Annotated in this window: 20 protein-coding genes; 6 read left to right on the top strand and 14 right to left on the bottom strand. The window is 43.5% G+C overall.

The window, feature by feature from the left end; translation table 11 throughout:
• Positions 1 to 140 precede the first annotated feature (140 nt).
• On the top strand, positions 141 to 2,501 hold the full coding sequence (locus tag N7U62_RS07320) for a TonB-dependent receptor (protein WP_264137259.1): 2,361 nt from the start codon (positions 141 to 143) through the stop codon (positions 2,499 to 2,501).
• 53 nt (positions 2,502 to 2,554) lie between these two features.
• Here N7U62_RS07320 and N7U62_RS07325 read toward each other — a convergent pair whose 3' ends face one another.
• Positions 2,555 to 3,781 carry an ATP-binding cassette domain-containing protein gene (locus N7U62_RS07325; protein WP_264137260.1) on the bottom strand — a complete coding sequence of 409 codons (1,227 nt, stop codon included), beginning with the start codon at positions 3,779 to 3,781 and terminating at the stop codon, positions 2,555 to 2,557.
• Between the two features lie 138 nt (positions 3,782 to 3,919).
• Here N7U62_RS07325 and N7U62_RS07330 point away from each other — a divergent pair, with 138 nt between their 5' ends.
• On the top strand, positions 3,920 to 6,343 hold the full coding sequence (locus N7U62_RS07330) for an ABC transporter permease (protein ID WP_264137261.1): 2,424 nt from the start codon (positions 3,920 to 3,922) through the stop codon (positions 6,341 to 6,343).
• Positions 6,344 to 6,463: 120 nt separating this feature from the next.
• Here N7U62_RS07330 and N7U62_RS07335 read toward each other — a convergent pair whose 3' ends face one another.
• The 8 genes from N7U62_RS07335 to N7U62_RS07370 form a co-directional block, all read right to left on the bottom strand.
• Positions 6,464 to 7,366 carry a DUF4340 domain-containing protein gene (locus tag N7U62_RS07335; RefSeq protein ID WP_264137262.1) on the bottom strand — a complete coding sequence of 301 codons (903 nt, stop codon included), beginning with the start codon at positions 7,364 to 7,366 and terminating at the stop codon, positions 6,464 to 6,466.
• 8 nt (positions 7,367 to 7,374) lie between these two features.
• Complete coding sequence (locus N7U62_RS07340; RefSeq protein ID WP_264137263.1) at positions 7,375 to 8,892, bottom strand: GldG family protein; 1,518 nt, start codon at positions 8,890 to 8,892, stop codon at positions 7,375 to 7,377.
• A gap of 24 nt (positions 8,893 to 8,916) precedes the next feature.
• Entirely contained in the window at positions 8,917 to 9,642 is a 726-nt protein-coding gene (locus tag N7U62_RS07345; RefSeq protein ID WP_264137264.1) for an ABC transporter permease subunit, read from the bottom strand.
• An 11-nt stretch (positions 9,643 to 9,653) separates the two neighbouring features.
• The gene (locus N7U62_RS07350; protein WP_264137265.1) at positions 9,654 to 10,577 is read right to left on the bottom strand and encodes an ATP-binding cassette domain-containing protein; all 924 of its coding nucleotides are present in this window, start codon (positions 10,575 to 10,577) and stop codon (positions 9,654 to 9,656) included.
• 504 nt (positions 10,578 to 11,081) lie between these two features.
• The gene (locus tag N7U62_RS07355; protein WP_264137266.1) at positions 11,082 to 11,552 is read right to left on the bottom strand and encodes a pyrophosphohydrolase domain-containing protein; all 471 of its coding nucleotides are present in this window, start codon (positions 11,550 to 11,552) and stop codon (positions 11,082 to 11,084) included.
• Positions 11,553 to 11,644: 92 nt separating this feature from the next.
• Positions 11,645 to 11,752, bottom strand: coding sequence for a MetS family NSS transporter small subunit (locus tag N7U62_RS07360; RefSeq protein WP_264137268.1), 108 nt, complete (start codon positions 11,750 to 11,752; stop codon positions 11,645 to 11,647).
• Complete coding sequence (locus N7U62_RS07365) at positions 11,749 to 13,242, bottom strand: sodium-dependent transporter (protein ID WP_264137270.1); 1,494 nt, start codon at positions 13,240 to 13,242, stop codon at positions 11,749 to 11,751. Before N7U62_RS07365 ends, N7U62_RS07360 begins: the two co-directional genes overlap by 4 nt.
• 156 nt (positions 13,243 to 13,398) lie before the next feature.
• The gene (locus N7U62_RS07370; RefSeq protein ID WP_264137271.1) at positions 13,399 to 13,977 is read right to left on the bottom strand and encodes a YceI family protein; all 579 of its coding nucleotides are present in this window, start codon (positions 13,975 to 13,977) and stop codon (positions 13,399 to 13,401) included.
• 113 nt (positions 13,978 to 14,090) lie between these two features.
• Here N7U62_RS07370 and N7U62_RS07375 point away from each other — a divergent pair, with 113 nt between their 5' ends.
• Both N7U62_RS07375 and N7U62_RS07380 read left to right on the top strand, forming a co-directional pair.
• Complete coding sequence (locus tag N7U62_RS07375; RefSeq protein WP_264137272.1) at positions 14,091 to 15,560, top strand: Na+/H+ antiporter NhaC family protein; 1,470 nt, start codon at positions 14,091 to 14,093, stop codon at positions 15,558 to 15,560.
• A 3-nt stretch (positions 15,561 to 15,563) separates the two neighbouring features.
• Entirely contained in the window at positions 15,564 to 16,364 is an 801-nt protein-coding gene (locus N7U62_RS07380) for an MOSC domain-containing protein (protein ID WP_264137274.1), read from the top strand.
• Here the strand turns inward: N7U62_RS07380 and N7U62_RS07385 are convergent.
• From N7U62_RS07385 to infC, 5 genes are all read right to left on the bottom strand, one after another.
• Positions 16,351 to 17,688 (bottom strand): ADP-ribosylglycohydrolase family protein, encoded by a 1,338-nt coding sequence (locus tag N7U62_RS07385; RefSeq protein WP_264137275.1) that lies wholly within the window; start codon positions 17,686 to 17,688, stop codon positions 16,351 to 16,353. The two genes, N7U62_RS07380 and N7U62_RS07385, sit on opposite strands and share 14 nt — an antisense overlap.
• Positions 17,688 to 18,749 carry a S66 peptidase family protein gene (locus N7U62_RS07390; protein ID WP_264137277.1) on the bottom strand — a complete coding sequence of 354 codons (1,062 nt, stop codon included), beginning with the start codon at positions 18,747 to 18,749 and terminating at the stop codon, positions 17,688 to 17,690. Before N7U62_RS07390 ends, N7U62_RS07385 begins: the two co-directional genes overlap by 1 nt.
• An 82-nt stretch (positions 18,750 to 18,831) precedes the next feature.
• Positions 18,832 to 19,176, bottom strand: a complete 345-nt coding sequence (gene rplT, locus N7U62_RS07395) for a 50S ribosomal protein L20 (protein ID WP_264137279.1) — start codon at positions 19,174 to 19,176, stop codon at positions 18,832 to 18,834.
• A gap of 95 nt (positions 19,177 to 19,271) precedes the next feature.
• Positions 19,272 to 19,466 (bottom strand): 50S ribosomal protein L35, encoded by a 195-nt coding sequence (gene rpmI, locus N7U62_RS07400; RefSeq protein ID WP_264137280.1) that lies wholly within the window; start codon positions 19,464 to 19,466, stop codon positions 19,272 to 19,274.
• A gap of 16 nt (positions 19,467 to 19,482) precedes the next feature.
• Positions 19,483 to 20,043 (bottom strand): translation initiation factor IF-3, encoded by a 561-nt coding sequence (gene infC, locus N7U62_RS07405; protein WP_264140417.1) that lies wholly within the window; start codon positions 20,041 to 20,043, stop codon positions 19,483 to 19,485.
• A 304-nt stretch (positions 20,044 to 20,347) separates the two neighbouring features.
• Between infC and N7U62_RS07410 the strand changes: the two genes are divergently transcribed.
• On the top strand, positions 20,348 to 20,584 hold the full coding sequence (locus N7U62_RS07410) for an acyl carrier protein (protein ID WP_264137282.1): 237 nt from the start codon (positions 20,348 to 20,350) through the stop codon (positions 20,582 to 20,584).
• Between the two features lie 35 nt (positions 20,585 to 20,619).
• Positions 20,620 to 21,873: a beta-ketoacyl-ACP synthase II gene (gene fabF, locus N7U62_RS07415; RefSeq protein ID WP_264137283.1), complete on the top strand. Its 1,254-nt coding sequence runs from the start codon at positions 20,620 to 20,622 to the stop codon at positions 21,871 to 21,873.
• Positions 21,874 to 21,919 lie beyond the last annotated feature (46 nt).

Genomic DNA, 21,919 nt, shown 5'->3' on the forward strand with positions numbered 1-21,919 from the left:
GGTCAATTGACCAACCTGAAGACATCTCCTCGACCCAGATTGATCGATCAAACTCAGAAAAAGAAAAAAAATTTAATTTCTTGTCAGGGTATATCCTTCTTCAGTTTTCATAGCTCTGAAAACTTAAACTATAAGGATAAATGAATCAATTGTCAAAAACCAAAACCTTACTCAGCTTGATACTTCTTTTCATGGCTACAACAGCCATGGCTCAGGATATGACTCAAAATATCCGAGGAATCATCATAGATCAGGATTCTAAATCTCCAATCATTGGTGCCAATGTGGTTGTAGTGGGGACCGACCCGATCAAAGGAGCCGTCACCGATATCGACGGTAGCTTCAAAATAGAAAAAGTTGCTATCGGTCGAATCACAATCAAAATCACCTACATAGGATATGAAGACAAACTCATGCCCAACCTTCTCCTGACTTCTGCCAAAGAAATGATTCTGGATGTGCCGATCAAAGAATCATTTGAAAGCCTAAAAGAAGTTGTTGTCACCGCCAAAAAAGACAAATCGGAAGTCCTCAACGAAATGGCGCTGGTCAGTTCTCGTTCCTTCTCGGTAGACGAAACCAAAAGATTTGCAGGTTCCTTTGCGGATCCAGCAAGAATGGTCTCCGGCTTTGCTGGTGTGGCCAACTCGCCTGAAGGGAACAATGACATCATCGTAAGAGGAAACTCACCTAAAGGCATCCTTTGGCGTCTGGAAGGGATCGAAATACCCAACCCTAACCACTTCGCAAACGACGGAGCGACAGGTGGCCCGATCAATGCCCTCAACAGCAACATGCTTGGAGATTCTGACTTCATGAGTGGTGCCTTTGCTCCGGAGTATGGCAATGCCCTGTCCGGTGTGTTTGACATGAAACTCAAAAGAGGCAACAACGAACAAAGAGAATATACCGCAGGGCTCAGCACTCTAGGAATTGACTTTGCAGCAGAAGGGCCATTCAAAAAGGACTATGCTGGATCCTATCTGGTCAACTACAGATACTCATCGCTAGACCTGGTGGATAAAATGGGCATCGTCGATTTCGGTGGGGTACCAAAATATCAAGACCTTTCTTTCAACATCCACCTACCCGTTAACAAGAAGCACAGCTTTTCTGTTTTCGGATTGGGTGGATTAAGTGCCATCAAAACAGAAAACACCATGGATGACGATGAGGAGATCATCGGTAAGTCTGAGTTCAACAACAGTATGGGTACGATCGGTATCACCCACAATTACCTGATCGACAACAAGTCTTACCTGAGGTCCTATCTTGCCATCTCTGGTACTTCCCTTTATTCAACGGACAACTTGCCGCTGAATGACGGCACGGGAGGCTTTTACAACAACTTCAATGCGGATTATACCAGAAGTTACTACCGCGCTTCTGTGACCTATGGCTACAAGTTCAACCATAGACACAAAATCGAAGTGGGGACTATTCTTAACTACCTGGGTTTCAATATGACCCAGAACGTGTTCAACTATGAAACTGATCAGATGGAAAACGCTCTCTCTGATGATGGCATGACACAGCGCACCCAAAGCTTCCTGACCTGGAAGTATAGAATGACGGAAACTCTGACTATGACCAGTGGTTTACACATCCAGGATTTCGGATTGAATAATAGCTACAACATCGAACCAAGAGTCGCTGCTAAATGGGATTTCGCCCCTAGAAAATCACTCAATTTTGGGGTCGGTCTGCATAGTAAAACAGAATCCATCTCTGTCTACTTATGGAAAATCCACCAGGACGATGGTAGCTACTACCAACCCAACAAGGACCTGGAATTGACCAAGGCTGCTCATTTTGTACTAGGATATGATCAGGCAATCGGTACGCATACCCACCTGAAAGCAGAGCTTTATTATCAGCATCTCTACGATGTATTGATTTCAGAAGAAGCAGGAAGCACCTACTCCATGATCAACGTATCGGATCAGTATACCCGACAAGCCTTGACCAACGGAGGTACCGGACGCAACTACGGCATTGAACTTACATTGGAGCAATACCTCAACAAAGGCTTCTATTACTTGGGCTCTGCGTCTATATTCAACTCCCTCTACACACCAGAAGATGGCATAGAAAGAAAAAGTGCTTTTGCGAGCGACTATATATTCAATCTGCTGATTGGTAAAGAAATGAAGATGGGCAAGGCAGAAAAGAACCGCGTTTTCTTCGTCAATGGCAAGATCTCCTTGCTAGGCGGTAAGAGGTATACCCCTATAGACCTGGAGGCCTCCATCGCCGCTGGTGAAGAAGTGAAGGTAGACAAACCCTTTTCTGAAAGATCAGATGATATCTTCATTGCCAATATTGCGGTGGGAATCAGAAGAAACAAAGGAAGAACCACACGTGAGTTTAAGATCGATGTGCAAAATGCCACCAACAACAAAGCCATTGTGAATGAATACTTCATCCAGGCCAACAACTCGATCTATAAGGCTCCACAGCTACCGATGTTCCCAACGATCTCTTATTTGATCAGTTTCTAAAGACAAAGTGTAATAATGAATCAAACGCCGGCGAACTCGTTTTGCTGGCGTTTTTATTTGACCACATGTCCAGTTGACCCCATCTGCCCGGGCTTCAGTTCATAGACCTTCTCAGGACGCAATCCTTCTTCGTCCTGATGGGACACATAGAGGATAGCCGTCTCACTCTCCCTGGCGATTTTGTTGACCAGATCGGACATGAGTTGAGCATTGTGATCGTCCAGATCTGAGGCAGGCTCGTCCAGAATCAATAGTGGCGGATGCTTCACCATAGCACGCGCAATCAGTACCAATCGTCTATGGCCGATGGGCAAATCTATGAATGGCTTATCCTTCTGACCTGAGAGTCCGATCAAGTCCAGCCAGGCTTCTGTCCTTTTCCTCATCAGTTCGCTGGGCTTTTGGTAGAGTCCTACCGAATCGAAGTATCCAGAGATGATCATATACTCCACGCTCTGGTTGCGCCAGAAGTCGTAGGTCATATTTGAGGTATAGTAGCCTATGTTCTTTTTGATATCCCAGACCGATTCTCCACTCCCTTTTTTGAAACCAAACAGTGTAATGTCCTGCCCATATGCTTTGTGATTATCTCCTGTGATCATACTCAGCAAGGTAGTCTTACCGGCTCCATTTGGGCCTTTGAGCTGCCAAAACTCCCCTTTTCGTATCGTCCAGCTGATGTCTTTCAATATGGCCCGTTCTAAATAGGAAACCGAAACCTGATTCATTCGAATCAATTCCTCCCCCTTCACTTCTATCGTTTCGATCGCCTCAGGAATACTCCCCTGTAGCAAGCTTCGTCCTGCTGCAGAATGGCTGGATTCAAATGGCTTCAACACGCCCTCTTGATAAACCAAATGTTCTGAAACAAAGGGTAAAAAATCCCTTTCCCTACTCACGATATTGATGACCTGACAAGACTGGGCTACCTCCTCGATTCGTTGAATCAACATTTCTCTCCCCTCTACATCCAGACTATCCAGTGGATTGTCCAGGATCAGCACCTGAGTTTCTTGAGCCAGGAAATAGTCTAGCAAGGCTCGTTTGCGCTCCCCACTAGACATGGACTTGAGTGCCTGTCCCCTTTCGTTGAGCACTTCAAACTTGTCATGAATTTCCTCTTCACGAATAAATTTGGCCAAAGTGATCACCGAGTAAAGCTTGATTTGATCTTTTGGAATTCCTTGAAGAAGAACTTTCCCCTGAGTCAAATCGGTGATCAAATTTTCCTTTCCAGCCCCATTAGGCACTTTTATGTTCCAGTGTTTGGTCTCGATCATTGTGCCACTAAGTTATAAGCCCGAATTAAATTTTTAGACTGATTTGTAAGAAAGACAGTAAAAAATGCGTCCAATGAAGCAAACTCATTGTCCAACTAGTAAGCAGGACAATAAAAGGATCAATCAAAACTCAAAAACATGCTTAAGAACTATTACATCACAGCGATTCGAAATCTTCGAAAGCACAAAAGCTACTTCCTACTCAACCTCAGTGGCTTGGCGATAGGGATCGCCAGTTTTGTATTCATAGCGCTTTTCATCCTCAACGAATTGAGCTATGACAAAATGCACAGCAACCACGAGAATATGTACCGGGTACATGTCCTCGGACAAATTCAGGGCAAGGAAATGGACATGGCCAACACGGCTTCTCCCATGTCTCAGGCCTTGCTTAACGACTATCCAGAAGTCAAGAAGGTCACCCGAGTGAAAGAAAGTGGTGCCTGGTTCATTGGCTATGACAACAAGAAATTCAACGAAGACGGGGTGCTTTTTGCTGATTCCACCTTCTTCGATGTATTCGACTTCCCCATAGTATCAGGAGATCCAAAAACTGCCTTGATCGAACCAAGATCAATGGTTCTGACAGAGTCCTTTGCCAAAAAGTATTTTGGAGACGAAGACCCTATGGGCAAACAAATCACCGTAGAGCAAGACACCATACACTACAAAATCACCGCTGTGATCAAAGACATACCGGACAACTCGCACCTGAAGTTCGACATGCTGGGATCGATGAGCAGCTACAAGCACTGGAACAACGACCAATGGGTCAGTCACAATTTCTATACCTACATCATTCTTCACCAAGATGCAGATGTGACAGCCTTCGAAAACAAAATGCAGGAAATGGTCACCAAATATGTGGGTCCTCAGATCGAGAAGTTCATTGGAGCCACCCTTGAAGAATGGGAATCTGCAGGTAACTCCTTCGGTTATTACCTAATGCCTTTGACGGACATCCACTTGTTTTCTGATACGGAAGATGAAATGGAAGGCAACAGCGACATTTCGTATATCTACATCTACAGCATCATTGCCCTCATATTGTTGTTCATAGCAGTGATCAATTTCGTCAATCTCGCTACTGCCCAGTCTTCCTCCAGAGCCAAGGAAGTGGGGATCAGAAAAGTAGCCGGTTCGACCCGCCAAAGCCTGATCTATCAGTTCATTTTCGAATCCATCATCATTTCGATCATGGCGACAGCATTGGCTTATGTACTGGTGGTCTTCACCACGCCCTACTTCAACCAACTAATCGGCAAAACACTGGCCATTGATCTGACTACTAGCCCGCTGGCCTGGGGAGCCATGTTTGTATTGGCCATTATGATAGGGATATTGGCAGGTTTTTATCCGGCCTTCGTGCTGGCTGCCTTCAAACCTGCACAGGTGCTAGGCGGGACCTATCGAAAGGGCGCCAAATCGGGATGGTTGAGAAACCTACTCGTGGTGATTCAATTCACCGCCTCGATCATCATCATCATAGGTACGGTAGTGGTGTATAAGCAAACCGACTTTATGATGACCAAAAACCTGGGCTTTGACAAGGAGCAAGTGCTGGTCGTAAGAAGACCAGATGTGCTACGAGACAATCTGGAGACCTTCAAAAACCAATTGCTGACCAATCCTAAAATCAAATCGGTAGCCAATGCCACTTCCATTCCGGGCAAGTCAAGGTATAACAACAATGCCTTCATCAGCGAAGACCAACCAGATGCGCCATATACTTTGTATCAAAACAATGTGAGCTTTGGCTATGCCGAAATGATGGGACTAGAGCTGAAGGAAGGAAGGTATTTCTCCAGAGAGTACCCATCGGACTCTAATGCGGTCCTCATCAACGAAAGTGCGGTCAAACTACTGGAATTTGACAAGCCGATAGGCAAGAGGTTCATCAACCGACACAGGGATGGCAGCACCGATTACCTGACGGTCATCGGAGTCCTAAAAGACTATCACTTCGAATCGCTGCATCGACCGATCCAGCCAAGCGTCCAGACCATCATGCATGGCAACTGGGAAGGCTATGCTTGTATTCGTCTGGCCGATACGCAAGACCTAAGAGAGACCATTGACTTCATAGAGGCTACCTGGTACGACCACAGCTACAACAAGCCGTTCCAGTACTTCTTCTTCAACGAAGACTATGAAAATCTCTACAAATCAGAATCCACCACCGGGAAAGTCTTTTTGGTATTTGCCTGTCTGTCGATCTTCATTGCCTGCCTCGGGCTGATCGGATTGATAACCTACACACTATCAATTCGCAAGAAAGAAATTGGCATCCGAAAAGTACTGGGAGCCAGTACGCAATCCCTGGTTCGTCTACTGTCCAATGAAATCATCAAGTTGATCGGTATAGCGACGGTCATAGCCTGGCCTCTCGCCTACTTTGCGACAGATTACTGGCTGCAAAATTTTGCCAGCAGACTCAGCGTCAGCTACTGGACTTACATCCTGGCTACCCTGATTGTATTTGTCATTGGCAGTCTGGCCATCAGCATACAGACGATCAGAGCCTCCAGATCCAACCCAGCGGACTCTCTGAGACAAGAGTAACTAGCTAGCCATCCAAAAAAGCCCCAAATCGTACAATTTGAGGCTTTTGAAGGAATAGTTTTACCTATGTTTTTTCTTTGGAGGGGAATAGAATCTAAATCCAATGCTAATCGGGTAGGGTTATCCTCTCAACTCACTCGGCCCTTTGAATATTCGTTCGAATAATTTCTCATCTTCAAACCAGCCAGTCTCGTTTTCAGATGAATGTATAATCCACTTTTCGTCCCTCCAATAGGCATCGATGGTGATGATCGATCCATCATTGTTTTCCAATTTCAAGACAGCCTCTGGTGTACCACTTACTTCCTCGTTATAAAATTTGCTGCTGCTGACGTTTCTGAAAGACTGTAGATATTTGGATACTGCGGCAGAATCTGCCTCCTGCCCCTCGATCAACCATCGACCATCTGCCTGAGTCAGTACAAAAGAACTATCGGCTGGATAGCTTACACTCACTTGCGCCAATGAATCTTTGTTCACCTTAGCCAGTGATTTGTCTCTATAAGCACTCGCATCGCTGGGAACTGAAAAGGCCATAAAATCCTTGACATTGTACACCTCAGTATCCTCAGCCAGGCGAACAAAAGTGCTATACGAACGCTGCCCTTCCATGGCAAAACGTCCTAAAATGATATCTAGAGCTACTTCATCTCCCTGATACACTTTGACACGAGTACCTGCCGAATCGACCTGATAGTCTTTCCACTTTTCCTCTTTTTTACTCGCCAGTCGGCTTGGCTTGATGGTATTCAATGCATTGATGGCATTTTCCACGGAAGAGGCCACAGCTGGTACAGTTTTACCATCTGGGAGCGAAACACTCCAATCCTCCCCCTCTTTCTTGACCGAAACTGAACTGTTAGGAGCTTCTACCTCCAATCCAGTCACCGCCTCCACGTTTAGCTCGACCAGCTCCGATCGCATAGAATCGCTTCGGCTCTTGTCACCAGTATACTCTACCAAAAAGTAGACCCCAACCAGTGCCACCAATATTCCTATAAGTGTGATATTATTAATCTTCATGCTCTCAATCAATTATAGTTTCCTTGCATCCACTTTTGTTTCTTTCTTGCATATCGTTGTTTACGAACGAAAGCATAGATCAGCACCAGCAAAATCGGTACAACCACATTCGCATATTTGAGGGTCTCGCGTTCCCCATCTTCCAGCTTTTCCAGCGGTCTGGAGGTGACACCTTTTGTCCTCAAATCGATCAAACCAGTATCATCTGACAACCAATCGATAGCATTGGATACAAAATTGACATTATCAGGACTGATCTGCTGTGGTGGATTGCCGTTGATGGCAAACTGACCATTTGATACCACTATCAGTTTGGCATTTTGATTCCCCGCGAGAGGCCCCTCGACTGCCATAGCCAAAGTTTGAGGTCCATCACGAAAATCATTTTCATTCCATTTCTTATCAATGTTGACCATAGTGGGAGTCTGTGCCAATCCGGACATATCAGAGGTCATGATCAAAGGCTGAAAAGTAGTCGCAGAGTCTGTGCCTGTATAGTTCAAAGCACTGACAAATGGCAACATCATACCCTCCAGTCCCTGGGTTGTCGGATGTTCTGGAAAATCCGATAGCATAGGAAAGTAAGGAAACTTAATCTGCGATCGAATATTGAATACTCCATTGTTCTGCTGAACGGTAACCGACCCAGAATTGGCATCAACTACAAACCGGTCTCCCATATTCACTTTTTTAGTTGCCAACCAGTCCTCCAATCCAATATTGGGACCTTTGCTCAAATAACCATTTTGTAGATCCCCCTTCAGATTACTATAAGCGACAAAAACATTACCTCCCTGCGCCATGAAGGCATCGATCTTCGCAAAGTCCATATCAGAAATGGTATCCGATGGATTAATGATAGCCAGAGAACGCAAATAAGTTGGCACTTCTGTCTGGGTAGACAGGTCTATGGTTTCCACCTCGTAAAGGATCGAAAGCTGCTGTTGCAACTGAGCAATCTCCTGAAGACTAGGCTCTCCATGCCCTTGTAGCAATCCCACTTTAGGTTTGTCTGTGACAGATAGCTTCTTAATAGAAGTAGTCAATCCGTATTCCATATTTACGCCTGGTTGAACGACGGAGATCACTTCCTTTTGATCCCCCATCATCAGGACTGCACCCATATATGCTTTCAGTTGCTGGACTTGATCTTTCTCCGTTACATTGATGATCACTGGTTGAATCCCGCTTTGTTGCGCTTCTTGCTCCAACTCCTCATCCTCATTGGGACTGATGAACTCATACACTACATTTCCTCCAGATCTGTTTTCGTACTCTACCAGCAGGTCCTCAAAATCCTGTCGGTTGCTCAGTAACTGAGCCGGTAGATCTTCAGAAAAATAAGCCTTCACTGTGACCACATCGTCCAGATCATTGAGAATATCCTTAGAGGCTTTACTCAGCGTATATCGCTGATCCTCGGTAAAATCCAATCTGAAATACAGCTTGGACGCGATCATGTTCACCACAAAAAGAATCAAGGCAAACACAACCAATCGAATGATAACATTACTCTTCTTTTGCATGTCTATTGTTCTTTTTATGATGAATTAAGAATACCAGTTTCGTTTGCTCAACATGGCCTGAGAGACTGTCAATCCACCTAGTATCACCGAAGCGAAATAGACGAGATCGCGTGAGTCTATCACACCCCTGGACAGAGAATCAAAATGCGTGCGCATGCTCAGGTAGTTGAATACACTGCCCAGTCCCCCACGGAACTGAAAGCCTAACATATCGAATAGCAACTGAAAGAAAATACCAATCAAAAGTGCGATCAAGAAGGCCACAATCTGATTGTTGGTGATCGAGCTGGCAAAGATGCCGATGCTGATATATCCAGCGGACAGAAACACAAGCCCTAAATATCCACCGATAATGGCTCCATGGTCTACTGAGCCCAGTCGACTCACCGTCACATAATAAGGCAAAGTCGCCACCAGGGCAATCATCACCAAAAGCAGACAGGCCAGGAATTTACCCGTCACGATCTGCCAATCCGTGACTGCCTTGGTACTTAATAGTTCTATGGTGCCGGATTTGGTTTCTTCTGCCAGCATCTTCATGGTAAGTGCGGGTATGAAGAAGAAAAGCGTCCAGAATCCGATCTGAAAAAACACTTGCAAGCTGGCCTGTCCGATTACAAACACGTTGTTGCCAAACAGCCAGGTAAAGAATCCACTGAGTCCTAGAAAGATTACGATCAGCACATAGGCGATCAATGAATCAAAAAAGGACGACAGCTCTCGTCGGGTTATGATCCAAATTTTGTTCATGAATCTATATTTTAATTCGTTAAGTCTCTAAATACATCTTCAAGACGAGTCTCAGTGCCCGTCATTTCCATCAGATACCACTTCTTCTCTACACAAAGATCAAAAATGGCCTTACGAGAAGCCTTTTCCGGCTTGCTCTGCACCTGATAAAATCCTTCTTTTCCATCCACCGCAGCTACTTTTTCGACTGAAGCAAGATCACGAAGTGCAGCTTCTACCTCCTTCGCCTCTGCCTCAATAGATACAGTCAGTAGTTCTTGTCCTTGCGCTTGCTTTCTCAAGTTTTCGGACGAACCATCTGCTACGATATTTCCACGGTTGATGATCAGGATGCGGTCACAGGTAGCCTCCACTTCCGATAGAATGTGAGAACTCAGGATGACCGTTTTCTCCTTCCCAAGCTTTTTAATGAGCTTTCTGATCTCAATGATCTGGTTAGGATCCAGACCAGTGGTCGGTTCATCCAGAATCAACACTTCTGGATCGTGGATCATTGCCTGAGCGATCCCTACTCTTTGGCGGTAACCTTTGGACAGTTCGTTGATCTTTTTGTGCTTCTCCAGATCGAGTCCGCACATCTCGATCATCTCTCCTATCCGTGTGGGTATTTTGCTGGGCTCCACACCTTGAATTTCCGCTGCGAACCGCAGGTATTCTACGATCGGCATGTCTGTATAGAGAGGGTTGTTTTCAGGGAGGTAACCGATTTTCTTTTTCACCTCCTCCGGTTGCTCCAGTACAGAGACACCATCCAATCGGACGTCCCCTGCAGATGGTGCCATGTAGCAAGTAATCATTTTCATCGTGGTACTTTTCCCTGCTCCATTCGGACCAAGAAAACCTACGACCTCCCCTGTTTTAACTTCAAAGGAGATGTCATTTACTGCCTTCTGCACACCGTACTGTTTTGTCAGATTTTCTACTACGATGGACATAGTTCTATTGTCTATTTTAAAGTAAAACTGATGTTCAAACCGCATTTACAAATGCTGGAGTTAATAAGAAATAGACTATTAAGTTAATAGGCCTATTGTGCAAGATTGTTCGATCGCATCCTACCCGATCAGGTCGTTTCGAAGCACAAAACATTACTCTCTTTTTAACTTAATTTCTAATAATTATTAACTCCTGAATGATTCCATTCAGGTTCAATTATGTACAGCTGCAAGTATAAAAACCGACAAAAATATTTTGAAAAGGAGGAGTGTTAAAAATTGTTAAGCGACCAAAAACTGCGAATTGAGGGCTTTTTGTTAAAAAGTGGCAGGATTTTAAAGGATTTTGTCAGGATTTTAAAGTCGAACCTTTGGAGTTTTACCTCTCATACGTCAAACCCCTGAGTCAACCCAATGACTTAACCAAAACGAAAAAGGACAACCTCGCGGTTGTCCTTTTATTTTTTTATATCCGAGACGATTAGTCGTCCCTCTAAATACATCTTACTTGTCCAGAATACTCTTCAAGTCTGCTGGAGAATAATCGATCGATTTCAATGTCTTATCATCTTCCTTTCTATAGACCAAAAACAATCCATCTTCTTCCTTGATATAGCTATCTGTTCCTTTGTTTTCTTTATAGTGCTTCACCGTAGCTTCCGCTTCTTCCAGTGTCTTACAAGCTTTGCTCATATTCGAGCGCTGCACTTCATTGAACAGCTCTACGAATTTCTCTCCCAGACCAAACTCTAAGACTGCTCCAGAAAGCACGTATTGAATATCGCAAAGTGCATCGGCGATCTCTGTCATATCTTTATCCTTGATCGCTTGCTCTAGTTCCTTCAACTCTTCTGAAATCAACTCCACTCTGAGCGCACATCTTTTCTCATCCGGAATCGTCGGAGAAGCCAGCACGGGGTGTTTAAAAGTCTTATGAAATTCTGCTACCTGATTTAGTGAATCAATTTTGTCCATGCGGAAATAGTTAATTGTAAAAAAGTAAATAGTTAATAGGCCCTGGCCAAAGAAACCAAAGCTCGAAATTAGATATTGAGGAGTTAAAACCCTTATCGATTTTCCTTTTCCTTGCGAATGGCAATCGCCAATGAAAAAACAAAGCCTCCTACGACGACTCCTAATATGACGATCATGCTGATGATGGCTTGAAGACTCATTTCTCTTTTACAAATTTTCGATACAAAAAACCATTGATTAAAACCCCAAGCAAGATGACAGTTCCCCATTGGGTCACGATAGATGCATTGCTATAAACATCCATAAAATTCCAGGATCCCAATTCATTGAACCATGGATGAGCACTGAAGCCCTGAGACATCCACCAGTATATAAGTACACAACCTAAAACAAGGTTGATATAAACACTCCCTTGAAAATAGGCCGTCGGTACTTTCAAATCAGCACCCTCGTCTACAAATTGCTTTTTAAACCTTTTCACGCCATAGATCACCAGGCCTATGAGTATGAACAAGCCACTCACAATTAATCCCAGCCCCCAAACCCAGTCCTGGTTATTGAAGACATCCAATGAAAAAGCCGATGGAAAGCCGAAAACTACAAAAAATGCAGCCACCCATATCATTACTCGTTTACGAGTCAGTCCTAAGTCCTGCAAGTTTCTCGTCATCAGCTCAAGCATAGGTAGCAAGGAACTAAAGGCCGCTAAAGACAGTGCTAGAAAAAAGACTACTGACATAAAAGTCCCACCCGGTACATGGGCAAACAACTCTGGAATGATCGTGAAGGTCAACGCCTGATTGCCCTGCTGCAAGTAACTAATGGCCTCTGCATCGGAATTTGCCAGGGCAAAAACGGCCGGTAAGATCGCCATTCCCGCCACCAGTGAAGCTGTGTTGTTTCCCAGGGCGCCTATAAAGGTATTGAGGGTAATATCTTCCTTTTCTCTCGAATAAGAAGATATCGTCATCATCAAGCCCCAACCTGCACCAGTAGACCAGGCGGATTGAGAAAGTGCTTCTATCCAAATTTTCCCATCCGAAAAATGAGACCAATCTATGCTAAACATGTATTCTAGCCCCTGAATCCCTCCTTCCATATTCAAGGAGATAAAGACAATCACCAGCAACAGAACAAACAAACTTGGGATCAGAATACGATTGCTCCGCTCCAGGCCTTTTTGCACCCCTTTGGACAAAACCCACACACCCAGCAGCACACACCCAATGTAGGTAGCCACTGTGATCCAACTCTCATGTGACACCCCGTACCAGAAGTCCGACATATAGCTGGGGTTCTCATCCATTCTTGTGAGCAGATCATCCTTTTCGAACCACTCCCCGATCGAGAAACTCAGATACCTAAGCGACCAGGCAGTCACTACTGAATAGTAAAATGCAATCCCCAAAGTACACAAGGTGATGAAGAAGCCCATCCAGGTGTACTTCTTACCTGCCATGGAGGCAAAAGAACCAATCACACCCTTCCTAAAATTCTTGCCAAGAGAAAACTCAGTTAGCAGTAATGGGATAGACCATATAAAGAGGAAAACAATCCAAAGGATGATAAAAGCCCCGCCGTACTGCCCTGCGAGCCGAGGAAAACGCCAGAGGTTACCCGCTCCGATGGCCATTCCTAAGGAGGCCAGGATGATTCCCCAGCGGTTACTAAAATTTTCGGTGTTGCTCATGAACCCCGAAACTACAAAAGATTTCTATTCCAAACTAGGAGATCAGGCTACAGCCATTGGAAATTACATGAGTGGAAAGGCAAAAAAAGAGGCGCTCTCGAAATCGTTCCATTCACAACGTTCGAGACCGCCCTTCATAGTAGTAAAAAAGCAAAATTAGATCTTCACAAACTCGAAGTTAAGATTGACAGTCACGTCCTCTCCCACTACGAGGCTACCCGTATCCAGGGTATCGTCCCAGGTCAGGTTAAAATCAAATCGATTGATCACAAAGCTGGCCTTAAAAGCTGATATCGTTTTTTCTCCGAGTTTAGCCATGCCACTATACTCTGCAGGAAATGAGATTTTCTTGGTCACATCTCTGATGGTGAGCCAGCCAGTAATGATGTATTCTTTGGTACTCTGCTGCACAAAAGATTCACTTTTGAAAGTCATGGTTGGATACTTCTTCACATTGAAGAAATCATTCTCCCTCAAATGTTTATCACGTGTCACATTCTTAGTCGATAGGCTATTGACTTGCACAGTGGCTTCAATCTTTGCCCCTTCGAATGTGTTTCGCTTAGATTCAATGTTACAATCGAACTCAGAAAAGGTCCCCGTAACTGTAGAGATCGACAAGTGATCTACTTCAAATTGAATATTGGAATGTGCCGGATCGGACTTCCACTTGGTTTGAGCATAGGAATAATTTGCACACAGGAGGGCTATTAAGATGTAAATAGTCTTTCTCATAATTCTAGGTTTTAGCTTGAGAATAAGTTAATGAAAAATGAAGACTTTTCCATATGATGTTGGGCTATGATTTGATTTGACTTAGATTCGGGATTTAATTCAAGAATAGCATTATGCACGATTACGGTTTTTGGTCACTCGTCCCTCCTATGGTCGCCATTGTACTGGCATTGAGAACTAAGCAGGTATTTTTATCCCTTACTCTTGGGATTTGGTTGGGTTGGGTGATTGTAAATGGAGGCAATCCCTTAACTGGCACCATGGATACTTTAGCGGCATTGGTCCATGTCTTTCAAGATGCTGGGAGTACCCGTACCGTCATATTTACCTTATTGGTAGGATCACTCATTGCTTTGATTCAGCGCTCAGGAGGAGTAGCAGGATTCATTCATTGGGTTTCTCTGCGGCTTGAACAAAAAGCTAGCAATTCGAAAAGTAGAAAGATGATACAGCTATATGCGGCGCTCACAGGTCTCATCATCTTTGTTGAATCCAACATCTCCATTTTGACTGTCGGTACACTCTATCGTCCCATTTTTGACAAGATGAAAATCCCCAGGGAGAAGTTGGCTTATCTAGCTGACTCCAGTTCTGCCCCCTCTTGCATCATCTTCCCATTCAATGCATGGGGCGCCTTTATCATGAGCTTATTATTAACTCAGGGATTCGAAAAACCTTTTCAGACCTTATTTGGGTCACTCATTTTCAACTTTTATCCTTTCCTTGCCATTGGACTGGTCTTATATGTAATCTTCAGCGGCAAGGATATCGGCCCCATGAAGAAAGCAGAGAAAAGAGCCCTGGAAGAAGGAAAGGTTATAGCGGATGATTCTACTCCTATGATCTCCGACGAAGTAGCCATGATAGAAGCCAAAGACGGTAGTAAACTGCGTGCCTTTAACATGACTATCCCTATTGTCACTATGATCCTGATGATGCCAGCCATGTTGATATACACCGGATGGAGTCCAGAGCTCAGTGGCGCCTGGTTCGAAAAGATCTTTAGTGCGATAGGCAATGGATCAGGGTCCACTGCTGTCATGTATTCTGTCACAGCCTCCATATTGATAGCTATGCTATTATATAGGAGTCAAAAAATCATGGACTTCAAAGAAATGATCGACCTTTCGATTAAGGGCATGTCAGGTATGGTATCTCTGGCCTTACTGATGGTATTCGCCTTTGCCATCGGCGCATTGTGCAAAGAACTAGGGACTGGGCAGTATGTGGCGGACATAACCAAAACCTGGCTATCACCTAAGCTCGTCCCAGCTATTGTCTTTGTGACCAGCTGTTTCATTGCCTTCAGTACAGGCACCTCCTGGGGCACCTTTGCCATCATGATTGCCATTGCAGTCCCTATGGCACAAAACATGGATAGCAATGTCAGTATGGCCATTGCAGCCGCTATCGGCGGGGGTGTATTTGGAGATCATTGCTCACCTATTTCGGACACGACTATTATTTCCTCGATGGCCTCTGCCAGTGATCATATCGATCATGTCAACACACAATTGCCTTATGCTGCCTTAGCAGGCGGAGCTACTTTCATTTTGTATCTGATTTTGGGTTTTATAATATAAGGTATGATCAGCGTCAGCCAATTGTTCATCTATCCTCTGAAATCTAGTGCAGGAATTTCTCTTGAAAATAGTTTAGTCACGCTACAAGGCCTAAACCACGACCGGACTTTGGCGGTGATAGATGATAACAACCAAATCATCACTGGAAGAGAATACCCCAAATTGTTAAGGATTCGAGCAGAAGTAACTGAGAGAGAAATTCAATTGCACTCTGATCGGAATAGTAAATCGGGTTCCACACAGGTTTCCGCTGATCCAATAGACATCAAAATATTTAGTCATACAACTCAGGGGTGCCAATTGGACAATGGATTATCCGAGTGGTTAAGCGAAACATTGGAAATCTCCTGCAAATTGATCGCGCTGCATGATATCAATCGCCCTATTTTAGAAAAGCACGGTGGAAAACCGGGAAGTCGCCTGAATTATGGCGATGCATCCCCTATACTTCTTCTTTCAGAAGCTTCTCTGGATGACCTCAATTCAAGACTCGATCATCCTGTCGGTATTCTAAATTTCCGACCAAATATTGTAGTAAAGGGCTGCAATGCTTATGAAGAAGACAATTGGAAAACCATAAATATCAATGGCTGTCTATTTGATGTACATGCGCATTGCCCCAGATGCATTTTCACTACGATCGATCCGATATCACAAATAAAATCTCCTGATAAGGAACCTCTTGCAACATTGAGCCAATACCGAAAGCAAGCTGAAGGGAAAGTGAATTTTGGAGTCTATCTTGTTCCAAGAAATAAGGGACACATCTCGATAGGAGATAATTTGCAGATTAATCCTGAATAACAACTGGATTAGGTATTCGCCATTGATTGTTGGTAGAATCTAATTCTCCACCCATTTCGAAGCGAACGACTTTATCCACTATTTCCACTCCTACCTGGGCCATGTGTGCAAAATCATCAACACCTTCATTCGGGAAATTTTGACGCGTTCTGTGGATATTGAATTGGCTGGAAAATTTTCTATCAAAGGCCTTTTCCACTCCTTCTTTACCTAACATAAATCCTAATAACCCACCCCAGGTTGCCGTAGGATTATCAGAGTCCCATCCAGCCAATGCACCAATTTTAATTGTCTCTCGCAAATCTCCTTCGCCATAAAACCAACTGATCAAACTCGCAGCAAAATTGATTCCGGCAGCAAAACAGCCATTGCAGTACAACTCTCGTGAGGTGATATCATATCCGTCCATTTGCTGTACCTGATATCTCAAGTAAACAGAATCTCGGGTTTGCTCCCAGGGTATGCCCGAATCATATTTTTCTTTAACAAAAGCGTACATTTTAGCAGCATAAGAACTGTCCGGCAATACCTTACTCGCTTCCTCTGCCATAGCCATACACCTTGATTTGAAATCCAATCCAGAATAAGGACTGGAAGCCAACGAATACATGGTCACATAAAATTCTGATATCCATGTGGCATCTTTGGATGAGGTTGTTCGAATCGGCAAGTAGGCCAGTCCACGAGCGACTTCTGGTTGCCCAGGAGCAAAAAGTCCAAATATTTCAGTAGTCAATTGCGCATCTATCATGTCATAGTGCTCATTATTCTCTGGCGCCCCAGTTTTAGGAGGTAGCATTCCTTCTCTCATCAAATCGAAAGCCTTTTGATTTGCTACCCACAAATAGTTTTCTTCCTCAGCTCGAATATGAGTCAACCATCCTTGTCGAATTACTTCCGGGCCCAATCGGGTACTATCCACACCATGCAATAAATACTGATACATGTACTCGATGTCCGTATCATCATCCGCACCCCACATTTCTCCCTCTTCTCGAAACACAAAGTCAATAGTAGAAGACAAATCACTTGGAATCCCTTGCCCCCAAATGCTAGGCTGATCTGGCTTCCCCCAGTCATCACGTGTATAAAAGTCTCCCGTTTTTATCTCTCCAATATCGCCAATCTTGTCCATTTCGGTCACCAGACCTGTCCAATTGGCGATACACTGCCCTAGCCAAAAGCCATAAAGTCTTTGCTTGTATTCAGCTCTGTCTATGACTAACTCTTTTGGCCTACTGACAGAATTCGAATTGTCTCCTGTGCAGGAAACAACCACAACACTGAACAACAAGAAATAAAAATAGCTTGTAAGTCTAGACATCAAATTACCGCTGATTCCAAAAACTCTAATTGCCCCGTTTCACTATCCATTCTGGCTCTTATCCCCATAGGCATAGTAGCATTATCGTCGATGTGACCAATGGGCAAACCATAGATGACTGGCACTTTTAAATCACCCAAACGATCCTTGAGTACTTTCGTCAAAGTCACATAGTCATCATCATCCACTCCACCAGACTTGGCCCTGCAACTAGCAAACACACCTAATACTACACCAGCGCATTCGTCAAGCTTTCCAGTATTGAGCAACTGAGTCAACATACGATCCACTCGATATAATGACTCTCCTACCTCTTCGATAAAAATCAGTTTACCTTTAAAATCAATGTCATAGGGTGTTCCTAGCAAAGAGCACATGATACTTAGATTTCCACCGACCAATTGACCTTCGGCCTTACCTTCTACCAGCTGCATATATTGATAAGATTCTGCCGTTTTATCCTTCCATATTTTAGGTCTTTGCAAGGTGGGCTTGTGAGTAGACATGATGGTCTCTTGAACCGTATCAGATGTGAAACTCGTAAAATCCGAAGACGCTACTGGACCATGGTAAGTCACCAGGCCAGCTTGATTGTAAATCGCATAATGCAATGCAGTAATATCACTGTACCCTATGAAAACTTTAGGATTGTTTCTTATCAATTGATAATCCAGCATCTGGAGCAATCGTCCAGTACCATACCCTCCTCGAGCACAAAAGATACCGTCAATTTCGGGATTGGAAAACATCTCATGAATGTCATCTACACGCTGTTGATCAGATCCCGCCACAAAACCGGTACGAACATTGAAATTTTTGGATTTGACAACTTTAAAACCAAGTGCCTTCATGTTATTTATAGCACGTTCCTCGGCATCTCCGACCAATGCACTTCCTGGAGTGATTAAACCCACGGTATCTCCGGGTCTCAAGGCCTTTGGTTTTATTAAGGATTGCGTGGTAGCTTCTTTAGATTCCTGAGTTGCATTCGCTCCACAGTATGACATTATACCTGCTCCTGTAAGCAGGGCTGTATTTCCAATAAATTTCCTTCTATCCATGTCTTAAAACTATAACAATTTGGACACAAAAAAACCCAGACTGTTAAGACTGGGTTCATATTTTATCGAGTAGTGAGAAGAATTACTTCAACTGATCAACTACTGCTTTGAAAGCATCTGGGTGATTCATTGCTAAATCAGCCAATACTTTTCTGTTCAATTCAATTTTAGCAGCTGCAAGCTTGCCCATAAATTGAGAGTATGACATGCCGTGCTGTCTTGCACCTGCATTGATTCTTTGAATCCAAAGTTTTCTAAACTCTCTTTTCTTAACTTTTCTATCTCTGTATGAGTAGTTAAGACCTTTCTCAACGGCATTTTTCGCTACCGTCCAAACGTTTTTTCTTCTTCCGAAGTAACCCTTGGCTAACTTCAGAACCTTTTTTCTGCGAGCTCTACTCGCTACTGTGTTTACCGATCTTGGCATAATTTTTAACTTTTTTGATTATTGGCGCTCACTGTCGTGACTCTTAATACCAATCCTCTGGTGAAAATTTGAACCTAATCTCGCCCTGGGCGTGATTAAATGTGAAGCATGTCTTTAACATTGTTCTCATCTGACTTGTGTACAAGACCCATTTTAGTCAGATTCCTCTTCTGCTTCGTTTCTTTTTTTGTCAGAATGTGGCTTTTGAAAGCGTGCTTTCTTTTGATTTTACCACTGCCTGTCAATTTGAAACGTTTCTTCGCTCCAGCTTTAGTTTTAACTTTTGGCATTTTATTAATTATCGATTTATTTCTTCTTCAATTGTTTTGGAGACAGCATCAGGAACATCCTTTTACCCTCCAACTTTGGCAATTGCTCTACTTTGGCATAATCTTCCAAAGCCTGAGCGAATTTCAATAATAAAATTTCTCCTCGCTCCTTGAAAACAATCGTCCTACCGACGAAATGTACATAAGCTTTCACTTTAGCTCCTTCTTCAAGAAACTTAACCGCATGTTTCAGTTTGAATTGGAAATCGTGATCATCCGTATTAGGACCGAATCTGATCTCCTTCAACACTGTTTTATGCGCCTTAGCCTTAATCTCTTTCTGCTTCTTCTTCTGTTCGTATTTAAATTTCGAATAATCGATAATTTTACAAACAGGCGGATCAGCTTTAGGAGAGATTTCTACAAGATCCAGACCTTGCTCTTGGGCCATGCTAATAGCCTTTCGAGTAGGATATACGTCTACTTCAACGTTTTCTCCTACTACTCTAACCTCACGAGCAGTAATTTTATCATTTACTTTGTAGGGCTCTTCGACTCGTCCACGAGGACCCCTTCTCTGATATCTTTGTTTAGCGATGTGTATTAAAGTTTATGTTTCAAAAATTTCGAACTGCAAATATCGACTTTTCTTATATAAATGCAATGTTTCGAATCGCTAATATATAGACATAGATATATATTATACTAGTTTTATTTTATTCGTTTGTATCTATGAATTATTAGGAGCTCTACTATTCCCTTCTAACTCCTTGAAATTGGAGCACTTAAATCCCCCTTCGGGCCTACCCCAATACCCCCCGCTTACGATTAAAAAAAATTGTTTGGCTTTAATCCTTTTAATTCATTTCTTTGCACAGATTTTTAAACCAAACAGTAATATAATGTCTGATATAGCACAAAAAGTAAAATCAATTATTATCGACAAATTAGGAGTTGAGGAGTCTGAGGTTAACGCTGAAGCAAGCTTCACAAACGATCTAGGTGCTGATTCTCTTGATACAGTTGAGTTGATCATGGAGTTTGAAAAGGAGTTCAACATCTCTATTCCAGACGATCAAGCTGAGAACATCGGTACAGTTGGTCAAGCTATCGCATACTTAGAAGAGAACGCAAAGTAATTTAATTTTATACCTAAACAGGGAGCTCACAAATTATGCAATTAAAGCGAGTTGTAGTTACCGGCCTAGGAGCACTCACACCAATAGGTAACAATGCTGATGAATATTGGCAAGGTTTATCCACTGGTGTGAGTGGCGCTGCGCCTATTACGCGTTTCGACGCAGAAAAGTTCAAGACACGTTTCGCATGTGAGATCAAAGACTATGATCCTAATGATCACTTTGACCGCAAAGAGGCGAGAAAGATGGACCCTTTTACTCAATATGCTCATATAGTAGCAGATCAGGGAGTAAAAGATTCTGGATTGGACTTGGACAAAATAGATGTAGACAGAGCTGGTGTAATTTGGGGTGCAGGTATCGGAGGTCTTAAGACCTTTCAGGACGAAGTGATGAACTTTGCTGCTGGTGACGGTACACCTAAATACAATCCGTTTTTCATCCCTAAGATGATTGCAGACATCGCTCCGGGTATGATCTCTATCAAATACGGTTTCCGTGGGCCGAATTTCACCACGGTTAGTGCCTGCGCATCAGGAACCAATGCGATCATCGATTCATTCAACTATATCCGATTGGGTATGGCAGATGTGTTCATCACAGGTGGATCAGAAGCAGCAGTTACTGAGTCAGGTGTCGGGGGATTCAACGCAATGAAAGCCCTCTCTGAAAGAAACGACTCTCCTGAAACCGCTTCCAGACCATTCGACAAAGACAGAAATGGTTTTGTATTAGGTGAAGGAGCCGCTTGCTTGATTCTTGAAGAATTGGAGCATGCAAAAGCCAGAGGTGCCAAAATATATGCCGAGTTGATCGGTGGCGGTATGTCTGCAGACGCTCATCACATGACAGCTCCACATCCAGAAGGACTGGGTGCTACTAATGTAATGATCAATGCATTGAAGAATGCAAACATCAAGCCTGAAGAAGTAGACTACATCAATGTACATGGAACTTCTACTCCACTGGGAGATTTGAGTGAATCTCAAGCGATCAAAAATGTATTTGGAGAAAGTGCCTACAACCTGAACATCTCCTCTACCAAATCAATGACCGGTCACCTATTAGGTGCTGCGGGAGCAATTGAAGCGGCAGCTTGTGTGATGGCCATTCAAAACAACTTGGTACCTCCTACGATCAACCACTTCACTGATGATGAAGCTTTTGATCCCAATTTGAACTTTACATTCAATAAAGCCCAAAAAAGAGAAGTTAATGTTGCACTAAGCAACACATTTGGATTTGGTGGACATAATACTTCCATCATATTCCGTAAATTTGAAGGGTAATTGTTGGTAATTAAAGTTTAACAAGTCTGTTTTTATTTAGGAAATC

The sequence above is a fragment of the Reichenbachiella ulvae genome (assembly GCF_025833875.1).
GTDB lineage: Bacteria > Bacteroidota > Bacteroidia > Cytophagales > Cyclobacteriaceae > Reichenbachiella > Reichenbachiella ulvae.

Coding starts and splice junctions, on each gene's coding strand:
- N7U62_RS07390 (WP_264137277.1), bottom strand. CDS start 18,749: ATGGATAGAAGGAAATTTATTGGAAATACAGCCCTGCTTACAGGAGCA.
- fabF (WP_264137283.1), top strand. CDS start 20,620: ATGCAATTAAAGCGAGTTGTAGTTACCGGCCTAGGAGCACTCACACCA.
- N7U62_RS07345 (WP_264137264.1), bottom strand. CDS start 9,642: ATGAACAAAATTTGGATCATAACCCGACGAGAGCTGTCGTCCTTTTTT.
- N7U62_RS07375 (WP_264137272.1), top strand. CDS start 14,091: ATGCACGATTACGGTTTTTGGTCACTCGTCCCTCCTATGGTCGCCATT.
- N7U62_RS07370 (WP_264137271.1), bottom strand. CDS start 13,977: ATGAGAAAGACTATTTACATCTTAATAGCCCTCCTGTGTGCAAATTAT.
- N7U62_RS07355 (WP_264137266.1), bottom strand. CDS start 11,552: ATGGACAAAATTGATTCACTAAATCAGGTAGCAGAATTTCATAAGACT.
- N7U62_RS07360 (WP_264137268.1), bottom strand. CDS start 11,752: ATGAGTCTTCAAGCCATCATCAGCATGATCGTCATATTAGGAGTCGTC.
- N7U62_RS07330 (WP_264137261.1), top strand. CDS start 3,920: ATGCTTAAGAACTATTACATCACAGCGATTCGAAATCTTCGAAAGCAC.
- N7U62_RS07325 (WP_264137260.1), bottom strand. CDS start 3,781: ATGATCGAGACCAAACACTGGAACATAAAAGTGCCTAATGGGGCTGGA.
- N7U62_RS07385 (WP_264137275.1), bottom strand. CDS start 17,688: ATGTCTAGACTTACAAGCTATTTTTATTTCTTGTTGTTCAGTGTTGTG.
- N7U62_RS07335 (WP_264137262.1), bottom strand. CDS start 7,366: ATGAAGATTAATAATATCACACTTATAGGAATATTGGTGGCACTGGTT.
- N7U62_RS07320 (WP_264137259.1), top strand. CDS start 141: ATGAATCAATTGTCAAAAACCAAAACCTTACTCAGCTTGATACTTCTT.
- N7U62_RS07340 (WP_264137263.1), bottom strand. CDS start 8,892: ATGCAAAAGAAGAGTAATGTTATCATTCGATTGGTTGTGTTTGCCTTG.
- rplT (WP_264137279.1), bottom strand. CDS start 19,176: ATGCCAAGATCGGTAAACACAGTAGCGAGTAGAGCTCGCAGAAAAAAG.
- N7U62_RS07380 (WP_264137274.1), top strand. CDS start 15,564: ATGATCAGCGTCAGCCAATTGTTCATCTATCCTCTGAAATCTAGTGCA.
- N7U62_RS07365 (WP_264137270.1), bottom strand. CDS start 13,242: ATGAGCAACACCGAAAATTTTAGTAACCGCTGGGGAATCATCCTGGCC.
- N7U62_RS07350 (WP_264137265.1), bottom strand. CDS start 10,577: ATGTCCATCGTAGTAGAAAATCTGACAAAACAGTACGGTGTGCAGAAG.
- N7U62_RS07410 (WP_264137282.1), top strand. CDS start 20,348: ATGTCTGATATAGCACAAAAAGTAAAATCAATTATTATCGACAAATTA.
- rpmI (WP_264137280.1), bottom strand. CDS start 19,466: ATGCCAAAAGTTAAAACTAAAGCTGGAGCGAAGAAACGTTTCAAATTG.